The sequence below is a fragment of the Massilia sp. CFBP 13721 genome, from assembly GCF_014842025.1.
Classification (GTDB): domain Bacteria; phylum Pseudomonadota; class Gammaproteobacteria; order Burkholderiales; family Burkholderiaceae_D; genus Telluria.
This window is the reverse complement of sequence record NZ_JACYUY010000023.1, coordinates 11625-31002: the sequence shown is the minus strand read 5'-3', so window position 1 is coordinate 31002 and position 19378 is coordinate 11625. Positions and strand designations below refer to the sequence as shown.

The following is a 19378-nucleotide window of genomic DNA, read 5'->3' as shown; positions in this document are numbered from 1 at the left end:
CGTGTTGGCCCACGAACGCGGCGCTAACACTATCGGCCTGCACACGCCGTCGCGGATCATTCGCAACGCCCCCCGTTGCGCAAACGCATCACTCCCCCACTGATCCTGATCAGTGTCCCTGCGCGTTCAGCTTTTGTCCCGAGACAATAGCCGACCAGCAACCCATACTGCGAGGCTGAGCCCTCTCCAGAAAGGTGACGCCGGTGCGTTCGACGCTGACCAAAAAAACCCGATCCGACGGCAGGACCAGCGCACGTTTGAACCAACTGCGCCGCAGCAGCAGCCTGGCCGCGCATGCACGCTGGGCGGCGCTGACGAGCGACCACGCGCGCCTGCAGGCACGCTTCGACCTGCTGCGCGAAGCCACCAGCGACGGCCTGTGGGATGTCGAACTGGGCGAGCGCAAGCTGACTGATCCCGCCAACGAATTCATCTGGTCGGACCAGGTGCGGCGCCTGGTCGGCTACCGCGACGAAACCGACCTGCCCAACGGGCTGCGCAGCTGGATGGAACTGCTCCATCCCGACGACATGGCCGGCGCCGTGGCCGCGTTCACCGCGCACATCCTCGACCGCACCGGCCAGACGCCTTACGACGTCATCTACCGCATGCGCCACAAGAACGGCGAATACCGCTGGTTCCGCGCCCTCAGCTACGCCCAGCGCAACGCGTCCGGGCGCGCCATCCGCGTGGCCGGCGCGCTGACCGACATCACCGACCGCCGCGCCATGCTCGACCTCAAGCGCTATGCCGAAGCGATCATCGCCAGCCTGCCGACCGGCCTGATGATCCTGAGCGACACGCTGGCGGTGGTGAGCATGAACCGCGCCTTTTGCGACATCCTGAAACTGGCCGACGAAGACGCCGCGCGCGGCCTCGACATGGGCGCGATCGCGCTGCAGGCCGGGCTGCGCGAGGAAGCCGCCGCGGTGCTGGCCGCGGGCGGCACCCGCCACGGCATCGGCGTGGCGCTCGGCGAAAAGCGCCTGCGCATGGCGATGGCCGGCATCGAGCTGGCCGAAGGCGAACGGCGCCTGCTGGTGATGGCCGAAGACGTCACCGAAGAACAGCGCCTGCGCGAAGAAGCCAGGAGCCACGCCGCGCGCTACCGCGACCAGGCCTCGCTGCTGGACAAGGCGCGCGACGCGATCATCGTGCGCGGCATCGACGGCCGCGTGCAGTTCTGGAACAAGGGCGCGCAGCGGCTCTATGGCTGGACCTCGGAAGAAGTGCTGGGCAAGCAGATCGACCACTGGCTGTACCACGACGGCCCCGCGGCCTCGTGCGCGGTGGTGCAGACCACGCTGTGCGAAGGCGAATGGAGCGGCGAAGTGGCGCAGCGGCGCAAGGATGGCTCGCTGCTGATGGTCGAGGGTTACTGGACGCTGGTGCGCGACGAGGAAGAGCTGCCCAAGTCCTTTTTGGTCATCAATACCGACATCACCCAGCGCAAGGCCAGCGACGAAAAGATCCGCAACCTGGCCCTGTACGACACGCTTACCGGGCTGGCCAACCGCACCCTGTTCACCGAACGCCTGGGCGCGGCGCTCGAACGGGCGCGCATCAGCCAGCAGCCGCTGGCGGTACTGTTCATGGACCTGAACCGCTTCAAGGAAATCAACGACACGCAGGGACACGGCGTCGGCGACCAGGTGCTGGTGCGGGTGGCGCGCCGCTTCCAGGCCGCGCTGCGCGAAGAGGAAGTGCTGGCGCGCCTGGCCGGCGACGAATTCGTGGTCGTGGCCGAACGCGCCGACGCGCGCACCGCCGCCATCATCGGCGAGCGCCTCGGCGCCGCCCTGGCCGACCCGGTGGCGACCCACGGCCAGACCTTCTCGGTCGGCCTCTCGATCGGCATCGCCACCTGGCCGCGCGACGGCGCCGACATCGAAGACCTGCTCAAGCGCGCCGACATCGCCATGTACCGCGCCAAGGCCGCGGGCGGCGGCTACATGTTCTACCAGCCCGAGATGAGCGTGGGCCTCCTGGAAAGCATGGAGCTGGCCAAGGACCTGGGCCGGGCGCTGGCCGAGGGCGCGCTCGAACTGCACTACCAGCCACAGGTGAACCTGGCCAGCGGCGCGCCGATCGGCGCCGAAGCGCTGCTGCGCTGGCGCGACCCGCGCCGTGGCTGGGTCAGCCCGGCCACCTTCATCCCGATCGCCGAAAACCGGCGCATGATCGGCGCGCTCGGCAAATGGGTGCTGGGCGAAGCCTGCCGCCAGCTGCGCGCCTGGTTCGACGCCGGCATGCGCTTTCCGGGCCGGCTCTGGATCAACCTGTCGGCGCAGCAGCTCGACGACCCGGACACCGTCGTCCACATCCGCACGATGACGGCCGAAGCCGGGGTGCCGCCTTCGAGCCTGGGCCTGGAACTGACCGAGAGCGGCCTGATGGCCGACGTCGAAGGCGCGATCCGCACCATGGCGACGCTGCGCGCGGACGGCTTCGCCATCGCGATCGACGACTTCGGCACCGGCTACTCGTCGCTGGCCTACCTGAAGCGCCTGCCGGCCGACAAGCTCAAGATCGACATGAGTTTTGTGCGCGACATGCTGCGCGACCACCACGACCACACGATCGTCACCACCATCATCGGCATGGCGCGCAACCTGGGACTCGAAGTGATCGCCGAAGGGGTGGAGGAACACGCCCAGTCGCAAGCGCTGCGCACGCTCGGCTGCGACCAGGCGCAGGGGTATCACTTCGGCCGGCCGGAGCCGGCGGAGGTGTTCGCAAGCAGGTGGCTGGTCGTTGAAGACGCAGCCGCGTAGGGTGGGCGGCTATACCTCTTGGTTTGCGGACCAGAGGCGTTTGCGCCGCCCACGCGTTCAAAGGAGGCGGACCGCCGCGGTCGATCATCCCGCGCCATGACTTTCCGGGTGCTGGTCATGGTCGCGCTGTTCAAGCGCGGCGGTCCACCTATGTTGAACGCGTGGGCGGCGCGTTTGTCGCGTAGACGCAGACAGACCTGTTCAGCCGCCCACCCTACCGGTCAATTACAAGTTCCCAGCGTCTCCCCCCGGTTGATGAACGCCTGCACCGCGCTGGGCGCCACGCACACGTTCCAGTCCTTGCCCTTGCCCGGCTTGTGGCACACCGCCACCTTGCCGTCGCCGCAGCGCGCGTCGATCACCGGCACGGTCACGCTGGCCACCGCCGGGCAGCCGTTCTCGCCCGTCGCCTGCACCGTGAACGCATAGGTCCCGGCGGCGGTCGGCGTGAAGGTCGCGGCGGCGCCATTCGCCGCGAGGCCAGCCGCCGCCGTCCATGCAAAGCCGGTGCCCGCACCGGCATCGGCCGCCGTCAGGATCAGACTCTGCGCGCCATACCCGAGCACGATGGTGTTCGCGCCGGCGCCGGTCGGCGTCGCATCCAGCCGGCCCACAGTGATCGAAGGCTGCGGCACACGCCCGAGCACGTTCACGGTGGCTTCGGCGGAGGCGCTCAGCCCGGCCTTGTCGACGGCGGTGAGGACGACCCGGCGCGCGCCGATGTCGCTGCAGCTGAACGTCGTCTGCGAAGCGGCGAGCGATTCGATGCCCCAGTTGTCGCTGCTGCCGCCGTCGATAGCGGCCGGCTGCAGGGTCGCCGTGCCGCCGGCCAGCGTCAGCGCCGCGTCGCGGGTGCGCACGACCGGCGCTTCGAAGTCGTTGCTGACCACGTTCGCCGGCGCGCTTTCCTGGCTCAGGCGGTTCAGCGCGGTGACCGTGTAGTAGTAATACTGCCCGGGTCCGGCCCCCGTATCGGCGAAGGCGTTGACGGCGCCGTGGGTCACGCCGAGCAGGTTCTGCGCGGCCTCGAGGTCGATGGCGCGCTCGGGCGAACGGTACACCGCGAACTGGCGCACCTTTTCCAGCTCGTCGCGCGTGTCCGCGGCCGGGGCCCAGGCCAGCACGACGGCATTCTCGCCCGCGCTGGCGGCGAGGTTCGCGGGTGCGGGCGGCCTGATCTCGCTCTTCCACGGCATCGGCGGGATCAGCGCCGGCCGGTTGTACACGTTCTGGCGCAGGTCGGTGCGGTAGCCGAGCGGATCGGCGGCGAGGAAGGCGTGGCGGAAGTGGATCTGGCCGGCGATGTGGGTTTGCGCGCGGTTCAGTGCGATCTGGTTGGCGATCTGCTTCGGATCGAGCCAGCCGGCGGTGTTCATCTTGTAGTCGGCGAGACCAATGTACATATGGCGCCCGAAGCTGTTCTCGTTCCACCACGGCACCAGCAGCTTGTAGTCGGAACCGGTCTGGCCGATGTACCAGTAGACCTGCGGCGCCAGGTAGTCGACCCAGCCTTCGCGCAGCCAGGTGCGGGTGTCGGCGAAATTGGTCACGAAATGCTGGTTGGCGCCGGCGGAGGTGGGCGAGCCGACCGCCGGGTCGGTCGAACTGCGGTAGATGCCCGAGGGCGACACGCCGAACTTGACCCAGGGTTTGACGGCGCGGATGCGCGCGTTGACGCCGGCGATCAAGAGGTTGATGTTGTCGCGGCGCCAGTCGGCGCGGCCGGCGGTCGTCGCCGGGAAGCCGCGCGGGTCGAGCGCATAGGCGGCATCGTCGGCGATGGTCCCGGCAGGATAGAAATAATCGTCGAAGTGGATGCCGTCGACGTCGTAGCAGTTGACGATGTCCATGATCACATTGGTGACGTGATCGCGCACGGCGGCCAGGCCCGGGTTCAGGATCTTGACGGTGCCAACGGTCAGCATCCATTCGGGATGGGTACGCGAGACGTGGGTTGCCGCATACTGGCCCGGCGTGTTCTCGGTGGCGGTATTCGCCACCGCGCGGTAGGGATTGATCCAGGCGTGGAATTCGAGACCGCGCTTCCTCGACTCGTCGATAGCGAATTGCAGCGGGTCCCAGCTCGGAGCCGGGGCGCTGCCCTGGTTGTTGGTGAGATAGTAGGACCAGGGTTCGAGGTCGCTCGGGTACATGGCGTCGGACTGGCTGCGCACCTGCAGGAAGGCGGCGTTCATGCCGGTGGCGACGTTGTGGTCGAGGATGGCGGCCAGCGCGTCGCGTTGCTGGACCGGGGTCTGGGTGCGGTTCGGCCAGTCCAGGCTCAGGTGGGTGCTGATCCAGACGCCGCGCAGTTCGCGCTTGGGTGACGCTTCCTGGACATCGGCGTGCGCCACGGGTGTCAATGCGGCGACCAGCATGCAGGCTGCCGCGGCAAGCAAAAGTTTTTTCATGTCGTGTGTTTTTTGCGAGGTTGAACGCACCCGTGCGAATGCGCCAGTGGCGGTCCCACGGCGCCTCTCCAAGCGCCCCGGCGTTGCCATCTTTTTAAGAGGTTACGCGCGCCAAATCGGGCCAACCAATGAAATTGCTGGCGTGTCGCATAACCTGTATGTATGACGCAGGCCGGTCAGCGCCGGATCGACAGCCCTACCGTAAAACTGGCGTACGGCGTGCGGTCGTTCAGGCCGCGCGAAAACATGGTGTCGATCTGGCAGTCGCTTGAAACGAACCAGGCCGCGCCGACGTCGAAGCGCGCCTGGGTGCCACCGTGGCGGCTGCGCGCGATCTGCGGCAGCGCGATTTCGGCGAAGCCGTGCAGGCGCTCGCTGAAGGCCTTTTCCAGTACCGCGCCGAAGATGCCGTAGGTGTAGCGGCCGCCATCGTCATCGCTTTCAACGGCGACGCCCGGCATCAGGCCGAGTTCCAGCTCGCCCGGCAGCGCCCATTCGCCCACCACCCGCAGCGAAGGCCGCACGCCTTCGCCGCGCAGGCGCCGCGAGCCGGTCGGCAGCTCGGCGTCGACCAGCACGCCCAGCGAGGGGCGCATGCCGTCGCCGTCGAGGACGTGCCAGCTCAGCCCCAGCGCGGTATCGGCATAGCCGGCGACGGTGCTGCGTTCGCCGCTCTCCGTGTCGCGGCTGTGGCGAATGGTGCGCCCCTCGGTCTCGATGCGCATTTCGAGCGACTCGCCCAGCCCCACGCGCAGCAGGGTCGGCATTGAATAGGTGCGTGCGCCGCCGCTTCCGCCACCGTCGCCGCGTTCACGCTCGACCAGCACGCCGGTCTCGAGCTGCACCCTGCCCTTGCCGACGACTTCGCTCGTTTCGACCAGGTCGGGGCGGTCGCTGACGATCTGCCCTCCTTTTTCCTGGGCCTGCGCCGCGGCACAGCCGATGGTCAACAGCAGGAAGCAACGGGCGATCGGTCGAAACATGCATACTCCGGGATGACAGGGCAATGTTCGATCTTACAACTGCCGAACGTGCCCGGCCAGTCCGATTGCATGGCTCAGACGGTAGCGGGAGCGGCCAGCAAATGGCGCTTCTCCCCTTGCGCTGCGCCCTCCTCCAGCTTGAACACGGCCACCACCCGCGCCAGCGTCGCCGTCTGCTCTTCCAGCGCGCCGGCGGCGGCCGCCGCTTCCTCGACCAGGGCCGCGTTCTGCTGGGTAGCGTCGTCCATTGTCGCGATCGTCTGGTTGACCTGACCGATGCCCTGACTTTGCTCCGTACTCGCGGCATCGATCTCGCGCATCAGGCTTGCCACCCGGCCGACCGCCTGCACGATGCCAGTCATGGTTGCACCGGCGGTATCAACCAGGCGTGCGCCCGCCTCCACCTTGCCGACCGAGTCGTCGATCAACTCCTTGATTTCCTTTGCCGCGGCGGCCGAGCGCTGCGCCAGGTTGCGCACCTCGCTGGCGACCACCGCAAAGCCGCGGCCCTGCTCGCCGGCGCGCGCCGCTTCCACGGCCGCGTTCAACGCCAGGATATTCGTCTGGAAAGCGATGCCATCGATGACACCGATGATGTCGGCAATCCTGCGCGAACTGGCGGTGATCGAACCCATCGTGGTGACGACTTCGCCCACCACGTCGCCGCCCCGTTGCGCCTGCTCGCTGGCCGAGAGCACCAGGGTATTGGCCTGGCGCGCGTTGTCGGCGTTCTGGCGCACGGTCGAGGTCAGCTCCTCCATGGCGGCGGCCGTCTCTTCCAGGCTCGACGCTTGCGCTTCGGTGCGCTGCGACAGGTTCATGTTGCCGGCGGCGATTTCACTCGATGCGCCGGCGATCGCATGGCTGCTGCGCCGCACTTCGCTCATCGTATGGTTCAGCGACGAGACGAAGCGGTTGAAGGCGTCGGCCAGCAGCCCGACTTCGTCGCCCGATTCGACCGGCATGCGCCGCGTCAGGTCGCCCTTGCCGTCGGCGATTTCGCCCAGCATGGCGGCGGCGCGCGCCACCGGCGCCGCGATCGCGCGGCTGACCAGGAAGATGACGAACATGCCGATGCCGCCGCCGACCACGCCGGCCACCAGCGCGGCGATGGTCGCCGAACGCGCCAGGTCGCCCAGCACTTCCGCTTCCGGCACTTCGGCGACCACGTACACGTCCAGTTCCGGCATGTACGAGGAGGCGACGATCAGGGTACCCAGCGGCGAGTCGTGGCTGGCGTGGACGAAGCCGCGCTTGTCGAACAGCGTGCCTGCCAGGGCTGCGCCGAAGCCCGGCAAGTCCTTGATGTTGTGCTCGCCGTCGGCCAGTGCCGGGTCGCGGTGCAGGACGATGGCGCCGTTCGGACGCACCAGGAAGACGTGGCCCGACTTGCCTACCTTGTGGGCGCGCACCGCGTCGGCCATCGCCTTGACCGACAAGCCCAGGCCGGCCACCGCCAGCTTGCCCGCGCCGGCGTCGACGCGGGCATTGATGAACAGCTTCATTTCGCCTGTCTTCGGATCGGGGTCGAGGTTGAGCTCATACGGCTTGCCGGTGGCGAGGAAGGCATCCATCCAGGCGTCGCGCGGACTGCCCTTTTCCATCATGTAGGAAAGGCCGGTCTCGTCCATGAACTTCATCTGGGCCGGCGACGCCCAGAACACGGTCACCGCCTTGTTCAGCGCCTTCATCTTGGCCGCGTAGGCGCGCCAGGCATCCAGGCCGCTGTCGGCCAGGCCGTCGCGCTCCCAGGCATGCAGGTAACTGTTGTGGGCCACGCCGAGCGAAGCGGTGACCGGGCCGCTGACCTGGCGCAGGATATCGTTGCGGATGGCGCTGACGACGGCCGGCAGCTCCCCCTCGACGGCACGCTCGTGCAAGCCCTTGCCGGTCAGCGCGACGCTGAGAGTGGACGAGATCAGCAGGAACAGCAGCAGGCAGGCGGCCATGCTGAGCATGAGCTTGGTCCGGATGGAGGCGCGGCGGAGGAATTGGGCGGGCATGGGAAGTCGCTGTGAGAATGTGTGGAAATGTTTCCTTGTCGCATCTTCGCCGTGCACGCGCGGGGGCGTCAACCGGTTTGGCGGGAAGTGTTTATACAGTTTTAAGGAACTGTTGTGATTTGGTCGGATTCGGGAGAGGTTGGATATAAAACATGCAATGGCAATGGGCGCCCGAGACCTGTAAGGTGGGCGGCTATACCTCTACAGTTTGCAAGCCACAAGCGTTTGCGCCGCCCACGCGTTCAGCCAGCCGGTGATCTGTCGCGAGGTTTCCGAGTGTGGTTGAACGCGTGGGCGGCACCCATGCAGCGGCTAGGCATGCTTCATGGGTCTAGCCGCCCACCTTACGGGCCTGTGCATCGTTCCTGAAATAAAAAAGCCGCCGGGGCGAGTGGCCCGGGCGGCTTTTTGCGGTCGCCGGCAGGGCCGGCGTTATCGATTTCTTACTTCGATTCGAGCGCAACGGCGTGGCCGGCCTTGGCGACTTCGTGGTCGACCGACTTGCGCACCGTGGCCACCTGGGCTCCGGTAGCGGCCGGGGCGTTGTTGCCCCAGCTCTGGCGAACGAAAGTCGCCAGTTGCGCGGTTTCCGGGTCCGACAGGCGCCAGGCGAAGGCCGGCATGCCGAGGTCCGACGGCGCCGTCTTCGTCGACGGCAGCTTGCTGCCGGCCAGGATCACGCGGATCAGCGAGCTCGGGTCTTGCGCCAGCACCGTCGGGTTGCCCGGCAGCGCAGGGAAGACGATCGCGTTCGACTTGCCGTCGGTACGGTGGCAGGCCGCGCAATTGTCCAGGTACAGCTCGGCGCCGCGGCCCTTCTGCACGCCGGCAAACAGCTCTTTCGCGGTCTGGTCATTGGCCACGAACGTCGCCTTTTCGCCGCCCGATGCCGGCAGCGATTTCAAGTAGACCGCCATCGCGTTCAGGTCGGCATCCGTCATGTGCTGGGTGCTGTGCGAGACCACGTCGGCCATCGGGCTGCCGACCACTGCGCTGTGGGCGTTACGCGCGCCCTTCAGCGTGTCGACGATGTCCTTCTGGCTCCAGTTGCCCATGCCGTCGGCCTTGTCGCCGCGCAGGTTGACGGCCAGCCAGCCGTCGATCAGCGTGCCGCCCGACAGGTAGGCCGGACCGGATTCGTCCAGCGCCAGTTCGCTCATGGTGGCGGAGCGTGGCGTGTGGCAGCTGCCGCAGTGGCCCAGGCTTTGCACCAGGTAAGCACCGCGCGCCATCTCGGCGCTGGCATACTTGCCCATGTCGACCGGCGCGACGGCGGGCGCGAACTGCTTGCGCCAGATCGACAGCGGCCAGCGGATCGACAGCGGCCAGGCGATGTCGGTGCCGCGGTTCGCGGCTTCGACCGGCGCCACGCCTTTCATGAAGTAGACGTACAGGGAACGCACGTCCTGGTCGGTCATCCTGGCGTACGACGGGTACGGCATCGACGGGTACAGCGTGGCGCCGCTCGGCAGGATGCCGTGGCGCAGCGCGCGGTCGAAGTCGTTCAGGCTGTAGCTGCCGATGCCGGTCTTCTTGTCCGGCGTGATGTTCGAGCTGTACATCGTGCCGATCGGCGACTCGATGCCGCGCCCGCCGGCAAACTGCTTGCCGCCCGGCGTCGTGTGGCAGGCGATACAGTCCGAGGCGACGGCGATGTAGCGCCCGGCCTGGATCATCTGCTGTTCTTCCGCGGAGTTAGCGGCGAGCACCGGGCCTGGCCCGATGTCGCGCGTCTCGGTCGGCGTCAACGCGTAGCCGAGCGCACCGGCGAACACCAGCACGGCTGCGCCGACGGCGCCGATCAGGATTTTTTTCTTGGAACTCATGGTCATCCTTTTCTTCTTATGCCTGCACCAGCGGGCCCGGGTTCTTCAGGTACAGCTCGCGCACGGCCTTGGCGCACCAGTAGGTCAGCGCGCCGACCATGCCGGTCGGGTTGTAGCCGTTGTTTTGCGGGAAGGCGTTGGCGCCCGGTGCGAACACGTTCGACACGTCCCACGACTGCAGGTAGCGGTTCAGGGCCGAGGTCTTCGGGTTCGCGCCCATGATCGCGCCGCCGCAGGTGTGGGTCGACTGGTACTGGGTGATGTTGTAGTGCGTGCCGTCCTTCTTGGCGTCGCCCTTCATCGCCTTCGGTCCCAGTACCTTGCACATGTCGGTCGCCTTTTCGACCAGGTATTGCGAGGCCTTGATCTCGTTGTCGTGCCAGTCGAAGGTCATGCGCAGCAGTGGTCGGCCGAAGGCGTCGCGGTAGGTCGGGTCCAGGCTCAGGTAGGCATCGTCGTAGGACATGCACGAACCCTGCACTTCGTAGTAGAACGAATGGCGGAAGGCTTCCTTGACGCCCTTCTTCCACTCGCTGCCCCAGTTCGGCACGCCCGGCGCGGTGGCGATGCCGCGCACGGGACCGGCGCCCGGCTGGCGCGCCCAGATGATGCCGCCGCCGATGTAGCCGGTTTTCGACGAATCGTTGCGGTTGCCGTTGAGGTCGTCAAAAGTGGTGCCGCCGCCGCCGATGCCGATGAAGCCGTTGGCCTGCACAGTCTCGTCGAAGAACAGCGAGACGCGGTTCAGGTTCTGGTACGAGTAGTTGTTGCCGACGTTGCCGGTCTTGGTTACCGGATCGTAGGCGGTGCCGATGCCGGAGACCAGCATCATGTGGACGTTGAACAGCGAGAACGCGCACAGCAGCACCAGGTCGGCCGGCTGTTCGGTTTCGCGGCCCTGGGCGTCGAGGTAAGTGACGCCGGTGGCCTGCTTCTTGTCGGCGGTGAGATTCACCTTGAGTACCTGGGCGTGGGTACGCAGCTCGAAATTCTCGCGCCCGCGCAGCACCGGCAGGATCGAGATGTTCGGGCTCGCCTTGGAATAGTTCAGGCAGCCGTAGTCCGAGCAAAAGCCGCAGGCGTTGCACGGACCCATCTGGCAGCCGTAGGGGTTGATGTACGGCGCCGAGGCGTTCGACGCCGGGATCGGATACGGGTTGTAGCCCATCTCGCGCGCAGCCTTGTAGAACAGTTCGGCGCCGAGGTAGTTCGGGTTCGGGCCGAGCGCGAAGTCGCGCGTACGCGAGCCTTCGAACGGGTTGCCGCCTTCGATCAGCTTGCCGTTGATGACGCCGGCCTTGCCCGAGGTGCCGCACACGTACTCGAAATGGTCGAAGTGCGGTTCCAGCTCTTCATAGGTGACCGGGAAGTCCTGCACCGTCATGTTGGCCGGGATGAAGTTCTTGCCGTAGCGCTGCTCCAGGTTGGAACGCACCTTGAAGTCTTCCGGCAGCGCGCGGAAATGGCAGCCCGACCAGTGGCTGCCGGCGCCGCCGACGCCGGTGCCCGGCTTGAACGAACCCATCTGGCGGTACGGCACCGCGGTGTCGCTCACGCCGTGGCGGATGGTGACGGTTTCCTGCGCCAGCGATTGCAGGTACTTGCGGTGGATCGAACCTTCCAGTTCATCGACCACGCGCGGATAGGCGAAGTCGGTCTGGGTGTCGCGGTCCGGGCCGCGCTCGAGCACGACCACGCTCAGGCCGGCGTCGGTGAGTTCCTTGGCCATGATGGCACCGGTCCAGCCCATGCCGACGATGACGGCGTCCACTTTGTTTTTTGCGATTGCCATGTTCTGTTCCTTATCCTCTGCGTCCTGCCAGGTCCACCGGTCCGATCGGGTACGGCTTGTCGCGCACCTCGACCCAGTCGAGGTAATCGGCGCGCATGCCGGGGTAGCCGATCATCTTCCAGGCACCCATGTTCTTGTTGCCGCCGTGTTTCGGGTCGGCGAAATAGCCATTCCGGGTTTCGTTCAGCAGGCTGCTGAAGAACAGCTTCGACGAGATGTCGGCCAGCTTGATCTTGCCGGCTTCCATGTCCTTGAGCAGCGCGTCCTGCTTGACCGGCGTGAGGTCGGCGAACTTCTTGCCGGAGAAACTGCTGACGCAATACGCGTCCATGCTCTTGATGCCGACGCGCAGGATGTCGCACAGCGGCAGCTTGCCCTGGTAGCCGAACTCGGATGGCGCTTCCAGGAACGGGCCCTGCATGTACCAGATGCCGCCATTCGCGTACGGGGTTTTCATGTGGCGGTCGAGGAATTCGAGCACGCCGGATTCGATGGCGCCGGGGCCGTGTTCGTCGTGCGGGATCAGGCGGTCGACGGCGGCGCCGAGGAAGGCCCATTCGGCCGCGTTGAAGAAGCTCGGCGTGTAGGCATCGGGCTTGCCTTCGGGCGCGCCGGCGGCGGCCGTGGCTCCGGCCTTGCCGCAGCTCTGCAGCGCGCCGGCCACGCCGACACCCATCGGCATGAACACGAGGCTCTTGATCAGGCTCCGACGGGAGGGCGATTTGGTATCGTCAGACATAAAGGTTCTCTGGTAATGCGCGCGCCTGCGCGGGCGGGTCGCGATGGGGGAACGTGAAAAAGGGCGTGATGCTACATGGAAATGAGCTATGGGTGGAAACGGATACATTGCAGAAACAAATTGAATCGACGACGGTTGCGCCCGTGCGACGGACTACGGGAAATCCACAATAGGCATGCGCTTTTGTGGCCTATCCCTACAATGAACGGGCAAAAAAAATGCCGCCCGGTCAGCGACCGGGCGGCATGTTCGACAAGCCAATGATGGCTTATTTGTCGTGCAAGAACGTTTTGAGCTTGTCCGAACGCGATGGCTGGCGCAGCTTGCTCATCGCCTTGGCTTCGATCTGGCGAATCCGCTCGCGCGTCACGTCGAACTGCTTGCCCACTTCTTCCAGCGTGTGGTCGTTCGACATTTCGACGCCGTAACGCATGCGCAGCACCTTCGCTTCGCGCGGGGTCAGCGAGTCCAGCACTTCCTTGATCACGTTGCGCATCGAGGCATGCAGCGCGGCGTCCAGCGGGGCCAGCGTGGTGTTGTCCTCGATGAAGTCGCCCAGTTGCGAATCGCCGTCCTCGCCCATCGGGGTTTCCATCGAAATCGGTTCCTTGGCGATCTTCATGATCTCGCGAACCTTGTTCTCCGGCATTTCCATTTTGAGGGCCAGGGTCGGCAGGTCCGGCTCGCTGCCGGTTTCCTGCATGATCTGGCGCGAGATGCGGTTCATCTTGTTGATCGTCTCGATCATGTGCACCGGCACGCGGATGGTACGGGCCATGTCCGCGATCGAGCGCGTGATCGCCTGGCGGATCCACCACGTCGCATACGTCGAGAATTTGTAGCCGCGACGGTATTCGAACTTGTCGACCGCCTTCAGCAGGCCGATATTGCCCTCCTGGATCAGGTCGAGGAATTGCAGGCCGCGGTTGATGTATTTTTTAGCAATGGAGATCACCAGACGCAAATTCGCGACCGTCATTTCGCGCTTCGCGGTGCGGGCGCGCTTCTCGCCGGCCGCCATCTGCTTGTTGATCTTGCGCAGGTCGGCCAGCGGCAGCGCCACGCGTGCCTGCAGGTCGATCATGCGCTGCTGCAGTTCCTTGATCGCCGGCAGGTTACGGCCCAGCACGGCGCTGTACGGATAGGCGCAGTCGACTTCGCGGTCGCCCCATTCCAGGTCGGTCTCGTTGCCCGGGAAGACCTTGATGAAGTGGGCACGCGGCATGCCGCAGCGGTTCACGCAGATGTCGAGCACGGCGCGTTCGATCGAACGCACTTCGTCCATCTGGCCGCGCAGGGTGTCGCACAGCTTTTCCACGACTTTCGCGGTGAAGCGGATGCCCAGCAGCTCGTTCGAAATGATTTCCTGCGCCTTTTCATAGGCCGGCGAACCGTAGCCGCTGGTCTTGAACGCGTGGCCCATGCGGTCGAACTGCTCTTCGATGAGGGCGAATTTTTCCAGCGCGCTGCGGCGCAGCTGCGCCAGCTGCTCGGTCGAGTAACCGGCCGCGCCGCCGGCGGCGTCGCCGTCTTCTTCCTCTTCGACTTCTTCCTCTTCTTCTTCGTCCTCGTCCGACGCGGCGGCCTTGGCTTGCGCGGCGGCCGGGGCCGGCGCGCTGTCGTTGTGGTCGACGAAGCCGTCGACGACTTCGTCGATCTTCATTTCGTCGGCGGCGATCTTGTGCGACAGCGTGATGATTTCCGAAATCGTGGTCGGGCAGGCCGAGATCGCCTGTACCATGTCCTTCAGGCCCTGCTCGATGCGCTTGGCGATTTCGATCTCGCCTTCGCGCGTCAGCAGCGAGACGGCGCCCATTTCGCGCATGTACATGCGCACCGGGTCGGTCGTGCGGCCGAAGTCGGAGTCGACGGTCGACAGCGCGGTCGCGGCGGCCGCTTCCACTTCGTCTTCGCTGGTCGGGGTCACGGCGTTATCCGACAGCAGCATCATTTCCGCTTCCGGCGCGCGCTCGTAGACGGCGATGCCCATGTCGTTGAAGGTCGCGATGATGCCTTCGATCGCTTCCGGATCGATGATGTTTTCCGGCAGGTGGTCGTTGATCTCCGCATGGGTCAGGTAGCCGCGCTCCTTGCCCATGTTGATCAGGTTGCGCAGCTGGGTGCGGCGCTTTTCGAGTTCCGCCTCCGAGAAGCCGGTTTCGGTCCCGAGCGAGGGCATGCCCTTGGCCTTGCGCTCGCGCGCCTTCGAGACGGCCTTCAGTTCGGCGCGTTCGACGGCGTTCAGCGCCGCCACTTCGTCGTTCTCGGGCGTGAATTCGCTTGGCTTGCGGCCGCGGCGGCCCGGCACCTTCACTTGCGGCAGCAGGTAGCCGGTGGTATCGATCGCGGCCAGCGTGGCGGCGTCGGTGGTCTTGCTGACCGAGCTGCCGGCGGTCTGGATCACGGTCGATTGCGGCTCGATGCGGCGGGCGACGCGCGCCTTGACCACTTTCGGTGCCTCGTCTGCAACCGGCGCAGGGGCTTGCGCAGCGGCGACGGCGGTTGCGGCGACCGGCACTGCGGCTTCGGCGTTTTCGACCGATTTCAGGGCGGCCAGCTTCGAGCCGCGCTTGCGCACGATCACTGGCACCGGCGCGGGGACCGGCCCAGGCGCGGCCGCGGCGGTGACCTGGTACTGGTCGGCTTCGGCTGCGAATTCGGCTGCAGGTGCGGCGTCGGCAAACTCGGCCACCGGCTCGGCAACGACTTCAACCGGCGCTGGCGCGGCCGGAGCCGGTGCAACGGCGACCGGCTCGACGGCGACCGGCGCAGGGGCCGGCTCGGCCGCAGCCATGGCGGCGCCGGCCGCGAGGATCTCATCGGCCTGGGCTTTGAGCGTCGCCAGGCGCGAACGGGTCTTGACCACCGTTACCTTGGCCGCCGCTTCCGTTTCGAGGAAGTAGGAGGTCGCGGTTTTAGGCACTGCCAGCTGGGCCGTGGTGCTCTTGACCGGCGCTTTCTTTGCTGTCAATGTCAGTGTCTTGGCGGTGTTCTTCATGAAAAACTCTCCTGTCGAGGCGGGTGCGCGCCTGCGAGGTCAAATGGTCACCACGGCTTCAAACGCGCCGCAGTTAAGGGTATCGGGAAGGGTCCTATATCAGGACGGTCAAGCCTGAATCAAGCGCATCTTCACCTGCGGCATGCGGCGCGGCCGGATGCGGAAGAGGCAGGATGAAAAGAGGCAGTGGTCAGGATCGCGGTATGCATGTCAAAACGAAAAAAAGCCCGTTGGCTGAAACGGGCTTGCATCTATCTCGGTCGGATTGAAGAGACGGGACAGGCAACATTATGCCTTAAGGCAAGAATTGGTGATAATTGATATATCGGATAAGCGATATAAGCAAACCACATATTGTTGTTTTTTAGTCCACGACGACTCTCAAGTCCGTCTGCGCCGACGCAAGCCGTGCGCAAGGCAAGAGGCGGATCATACACGATTTCGCGAACGGGAGCGCGGGCTTGCGCTCATCGTGCGTCACTGACCGTCCTACCGCTCAACCTCGCCTGCTCGGCAGAAGTCACACGATTGGCAGCGCACTAGTGCGAGCCAGCATGCTATCCTTCGGATTCCTGTTATTACCATGAAGTCAATGAAACCCATTAGTTCTGCCGCCGAATCTGTCGACGCCACCCCCCCTTCCCCAGCCGATACCCCGAACACGGAGGCGACGACCCAGCAGGGCGCGCAGGAAAGCGACGCGCAATCGACCCCAGTCGAGGCGCTGGCCGACACGCCCGAGACGAGCGCTGAAGGCACGCCAGCCGCGGCGCCAGGCGCGCCCGCCCCGTCGGCACGCGCCCTGCTCAAGCAGTTGCAGCAGCAATTCCCGGCCTTCCGCGATTGCCTGCCGCTCGCCATCGGCATCGACAAGCAACTGCTGTCGCGCATCCCGGGCCTCGACCGCAAGACCATGCGCGCCGCGCTCGGCATCCACACCGGTTCGATGCGCTACCTGCGCGCGATGGAAAAGGCCACCGTGCGCTACGACCTCGACGGCGTGGCCGGCGCGGAAGTGACCGACACCCACCGCCTGCACGCCAAGGAACAGCTGCAACTGCGCTTCAAGAAAGAAGCCGAGCGCAAGAAGCTTGAAAAGGCGGCGGCCGCCGAAGCGGAAGCGGCGCGCCTGCGCCAGGAAAAGCTGCAGCAGCTCGCCTCGAAATTCTCGCGCGGCTGATTTGCAGGACCCGATGAGTTCAGTCGCGGAGCAGGAAGACCTGCCGCCCTACAATGGCATTGCCTTGGCGGACGTGGTGCTGGTGAAGTCCGAGGCCGAGGCCGCCGCCGCCCTGGCCGCGCTCACAGGCACCGACGTGGTCGGCTTCGATACCGAATCGAAGCCGACCTTCGCCAAAGGCGAGGAATCGACCGGTCCGCACCTGGTGCAGCTGGCCACCGACAGCACCGCCTACCTGTTCCAGATCGGCGCCCGGCCCGACCCGGCCAGCGTCGATTTGCTGCGCGCAGTACTGGAAGCCCCGGACATCCTGAAAGTGGGCTTCGGCCTGGGCGACGATTTGCGCCGTCTGCGCAGCAAGCTCGGCATCGAGACGCAGAACGTGGTCGACCTGTCGACCACCCTGCGCCGGCGCGGCGAGCGCAACACGCTGGGCGCGAAAACCGCGGTGGCGCGCTTCTTCGGCCAGCGCCTGGCCAAGTCGAAACGCATCACCACCACCAACTGGGCGCTGCCGCGCCTGTCGCCACAGCAGATCCAGTATGCGGCGGACGACGCCCATGTGGCGCTCAAGCTGTATCGCCACTGGCGGGCCAACCCACCAACATGAGCTGAGCACCTGGCCGATGGGTTATCATGATGCTATCGATAACCTGGATGCCGTATGCCGCTCTCTGCCCCGCTACGTTTTTCAGCTCTACTCTTCTGCGCCCTGCCCTTCGTGGCCGCGGCGCAGAAGAGCGCCACCGTCCCCGACACCCTTGAACAGCGCGTCGCCGCCTGCATCGCCTGCCATGCGCCAAAAGATGGCGCAGGGACGAACGTCGGCGGCGTCTACTTCCCGCGCATCGCCGGCAAACCGGGCGGCTACCTGTACAACCAGCTGGTGAACTTCCGCGACGGGCGGCGCCAGTATCCGCTCATGACCTGGATGGTCACCCACCTGCCCGATCCCTACCTGCACGAGATCGCCGACTACTTTTCGAACCAGCATCCGCCGGTCCCGGCGCCCGCCGCGCCCACGGTTGCCCCTGCCGCCGCTCGAGCCATCCTTGCGCGCGGCGAGCAGCTGGTACGGCGCGGCGACACAAGCTTGAGAGTGCCGGCCTGCATTGCCTGCCACGGCCAGCAGCTGGCCGGCGTGGCGCCCGCGATTCCCGGCTTGCTGAACCTGCCGCGCGATTATGTGAATGCCCAGTTCGGCGCCTGGCGCAACAAGGTGCGCCGCGCCCATGTGCCCGACTGCATGGCGACGATCGCCGAGCGCCTGGGGCCGGGCGACGTCGCCGCCATCTCGGCCTGGCTGGCGGCCCAGCCGACGCCCCCCGGCGCGCGGCCGGCCGAACGTCTCACCAGCCCCTTGCCGATGGCATGCGGGAGCGCGCCATGAAGCGGCGCATCCGCATCGGCTTGCTTGCGCTGCTGGCCGTGGCGGCAGCGGCTGTTGCCCTGGCCTGGCCGCGCGAGGAATTCATCGCCGCGCATTCGCCCGCCGACCACGCCGCCACCGAGGCCAACCTCGCGCGCGGCGCCTACCTGGCGCGCGCCGGCGACTGCATGGCCTGCCACACGGCGCGCGGCGGCGTGCCCTATGCCGGTGGACGCGCCCTCGATACGCCCTTCGGCCGCCTGGTGGCGCCGAACATCACGCCGGAACCCGGCACCGGCATCGGCAACTGGACGCCCGACGATTTCTGGCGCGCCCTGCACAACGGCAAATCGCAGAATGGCCGCCTGCTGTATCCGGCTTTCCCCTACACGAATTACACGAAGGTGACGCGGCCGGACGCCGACGCGCTGTTTGCCTACCTGCGCAGCCTGCCGCCGGTGCGCCAGCAAAACGCGCCGCACGAGCTGCGCTTCCCCTACAACCAGCAGCTCACGCTGGCCGGCTGGCGCCTGCTCTACTTCAAGCCGGGCGTGCAGCAGCCGGATGCGACCAAGGACGCGCGCTGGAACCGTGGCGCCTACCTGGTCGAAGGTCTCGGCCACTGCGCCGCCTGCCACAGCACCCGGAATCGCTTCGGCGCGACCGACAGCACCCTCGGCGGCGGCCTGATCCCGACCATCGGCTGGTACGCGCCGTCGCTGACGTCCGACGGTGAAGCGGGCCTGGGAACATGGAGCGAGGCGCATATCGTGCAACTGCTCGGCACCGGCGTCGCCCCCGGCGCCAGCGTCACCGGGCCGATGGCGGAAGTCGTGGCGCAAAGCCTGCAATACCTGACGCCGGACGACCTCGGCGCCATGGCGGTCTACCTGAAATCGCTGCCGGCCGCCGCTGCCGACGACCGCACGGCCGCGCCCAGGCCGCCTGAACAGACCATGCTGGCCGGCGAAAAACTGTATGGCCAGCACTGCGCCGCCTGCCACGGCGAGCGTGGCGAAGGGAAAGGTCCGTATCCGGCGCTGGCGGGCAACCGCGCCCTGAGCATGGCCGAGCCGGTCAACGCAATCCGCGTCGTGCTCAACGGCGGCTTCGCGCCCGGCACGCAGGGCAATCCGCGCCCCTACGGCATGCCGCCGTTCGGGTACGCGCTGGGCGACACCGAGGTGGCGACGCTGGTGAGTTACCTGCGCGCCAGTTGGGGCAATGCGGCCGCGCCGGTTTCGCCGGCCGAGGTGAATCGCTACCGCAGCGTGCCGCTGGACTGAAAACGCCCTGCCGGGCA

The 19378-nt window shown here is 66.5% G+C and carries 12 protein-coding genes; 5 read left to right on the top strand and 7 right to left on the bottom strand.

Annotation, left to right across the window (positions count from 1 at the left end; translation table 11 throughout):
• Nucleotides 1–257 precede the first annotated feature (257 nt).
• Nucleotides 258–2774, top strand: a complete 2517-nt coding sequence (locus tag IFT60_RS19655; protein WP_192054739.1) for a bifunctional diguanylate cyclase/phosphodiesterase — start codon at nt 258–260, stop codon at nt 2772–2774.
• A 221-nt stretch (nt 2775–2995) separates the two neighbouring features.
• Here the strand turns inward: IFT60_RS19655 and IFT60_RS19650 are convergent, their stop codons facing one another.
• The 7 genes from IFT60_RS19650 to rpoD all read right to left on the bottom strand — a co-directional run bounded on the left by IFT60_RS19650 (nt 2996) and on the right by rpoD (nt 15526).
• Entirely contained in the window at nt 2996–5185 is a 2190-nt protein-coding gene (locus tag IFT60_RS19650) for a family 10 glycosylhydrolase (protein ID WP_192054737.1), read from the bottom strand.
• A gap of 176 nt (nt 5186–5361) precedes the next feature.
• Nucleotides 5362–6168 (bottom strand): transporter, encoded by an 807-nt coding sequence (locus IFT60_RS19645; protein ID WP_192054735.1) that lies wholly within the window; start codon nt 6166–6168, stop codon nt 5362–5364.
• Between the two features lie 74 nt (nt 6169–6242).
• A complete protein-coding gene (locus tag IFT60_RS19640; protein ID WP_192054732.1) occupies nt 6243–8126 on the bottom strand; it encodes a methyl-accepting chemotaxis protein in 1884 nt (627 codons plus the stop codon).
• 488 nt (nt 8127–8614) lie between these two features.
• A complete protein-coding gene (locus tag IFT60_RS19635; protein WP_192054882.1) occupies nt 8615–9997 on the bottom strand; it encodes a c-type cytochrome in 1383 nt (460 codons plus the stop codon).
• Between the two features lie 16 nt (nt 9998–10013).
• Nucleotides 10014–11789 (bottom strand): GMC family oxidoreductase, encoded by a 1776-nt coding sequence (locus IFT60_RS19630; RefSeq protein ID WP_192054730.1) that lies wholly within the window; start codon nt 11787–11789, stop codon nt 10014–10016.
• Nucleotides 11790–11799: 10 nt separating this feature from the next.
• A complete protein-coding gene (locus tag IFT60_RS19625; protein ID WP_192054728.1) occupies nt 11800–12528 on the bottom strand; it encodes a gluconate 2-dehydrogenase subunit 3 family protein in 729 nt (242 codons plus the stop codon).
• Nucleotides 12529–12796: 268 nt separating this feature from the next.
• Nucleotides 12797–15526 (bottom strand): RNA polymerase sigma factor RpoD, encoded by a 2730-nt coding sequence (rpoD, locus tag IFT60_RS19620; protein WP_192054726.1) that lies wholly within the window; start codon nt 15524–15526, stop codon nt 12797–12799.
• Nucleotides 15527–16250: 724 nt separating this feature from the next.
• On the opposite strand from rpoD, the gene IFT60_RS26650 reads away from it, so the two are divergent.
• From IFT60_RS26650 to IFT60_RS19600, 4 genes are read left to right on the top strand one after another with little or no spacing between them, the layout of a single operon-like run.
• A complete protein-coding gene (locus IFT60_RS26650; protein WP_374001187.1) occupies nt 16251–16706 on the top strand; it encodes a ProQ/FINO family protein in 456 nt (151 codons plus the stop codon).
• 13 nt (nt 16707–16719) lie between these two features.
• Nucleotides 16720–17316: a 3'-5' exonuclease gene (locus IFT60_RS19610; protein ID WP_192054721.1), complete on the top strand. Its 597-nt coding sequence runs from the start codon at nt 16720–16722 to the stop codon at nt 17314–17316.
• A gap of 54 nt (nt 17317–17370) precedes the next feature.
• A complete protein-coding gene (locus IFT60_RS19605) occupies nt 17371–18096 on the top strand; it encodes a c-type cytochrome (protein WP_192054719.1) in 726 nt (241 codons plus the stop codon).
• Entirely contained in the window at nt 18093–19361 is a 1269-nt protein-coding gene (locus IFT60_RS19600; protein WP_192054717.1) for a c-type cytochrome, read from the top strand. The genes IFT60_RS19605 and IFT60_RS19600 overlap by 4 nt, the downstream gene beginning before the upstream one ends.
• The last annotated feature ends 17 nt before the right edge of the window (nt 19362–19378 follow it).